Raw genomic sequence first — 1,020 nt, 5'->3', positions numbered from 1 at the left:
GATCAATAAGATCTGAGCATTTTAAGGCTGTTTTGATTGTCCAGTTGCACATATTTGTCCGGCTGATATCGACACCCAGCCTCTTAAAGATCCTCTCGTGTCTATAGAAAGGGAGAGAATCACAATACTTCCCTGTGATGATAAATGCCAGCAGACTGGCAGAGGCAATGCTCCCTGGCATAATTCGGGGCGGAGCCTTTGCTGTAATGATGGGAGCCTCTTCAGAATCCTCAAAGTCTCCACAGTTGCAAGGACCACACTTTTCCCGCTCATGAACCTTCACTTTAATCTGTGCTGGAATATATTCCAGTTCTTCAGAAGTTTCATAACCAATTATCGGACGTAATTTACCACAGCAAGGGCATGTTCTCTCTCCAATACTTAGACTATACAGCACTTTTTCTCTGGGAATATCTGCCGATATGGGTTTTCGGCCTTTTTTCTTCGATTTCCCTTTTTGTGCATCTGATTCATCAGATTCTCCAGATTCAGAAGGGTCTTCAGAGATGACTGCCTCGGCCTCATCAAAGAGGTACATCTGATGTTTATCAAGGACAGTCCATTTTTCACTTCTTCTCGCAAAAATATGATCCTCCAGAAGTTTAACTCGTTCCTTGAGTCGTTCATTCTTATTCAGAAGAGTATTGTTATCTGTCAGAAGAGTATTGTTCTGCTCTTGGAGTTCCTCAATGAGTTTCTTTAGTTCTTCTGGGCTCTCGGGCAATCCTGATTCTGACATCTGATAAGGAGTCTATGGTATTCCCGGGAATTATAATACTTCACAGTAGTTCAGTGTTTTATGAGCCTTCCAGAAATCGATTCCTGATAACAGAAGCTTCAGTTGTTCATAAGTAATATTCTGAGCCTCGGCTTCATCCTTTGGCCAGGGAAAAGTCTCTTTCTCTATCTTCTTCTGCCATAAACAGAATCCATTGTTATCCCAGTAAAGGGCTTTCAGGATCTTCCTTTCCCGATTACAGAATAGAAAAATGGAAGATGAGAATGGATTAAGCTCCATAT

At 41.8% G+C, this 1,020-nt stretch carries 2 protein-coding genes; both read right to left on the bottom strand.

Translation table 11 applies throughout. The features are described 5' to 3' along the window. The coding region (locus tag DV872_RS26140; RefSeq protein WP_147283286.1) for a transposase at window positions 1–739 on the bottom strand (739 nt) is incomplete at its 3' end. Window positions 740–769: 30 nt separating this feature from the next. Next, the coding region (gene tnpB, locus DV872_RS26135; protein WP_147283285.1) for an IS66 family insertion sequence element accessory protein TnpB at window positions 770–1,020 on the bottom strand (251 nt) is incomplete at its 5' end.

The organism is Oceanispirochaeta sp. M1 (assembly GCF_003346715.1).
Classification (GTDB): Bacteria; Spirochaetota; Spirochaetia; order DSM-2461; family DSM-2461; genus Oceanispirochaeta.
This window is presented reverse-complemented; position numbering and strand designations above follow the sequence as displayed.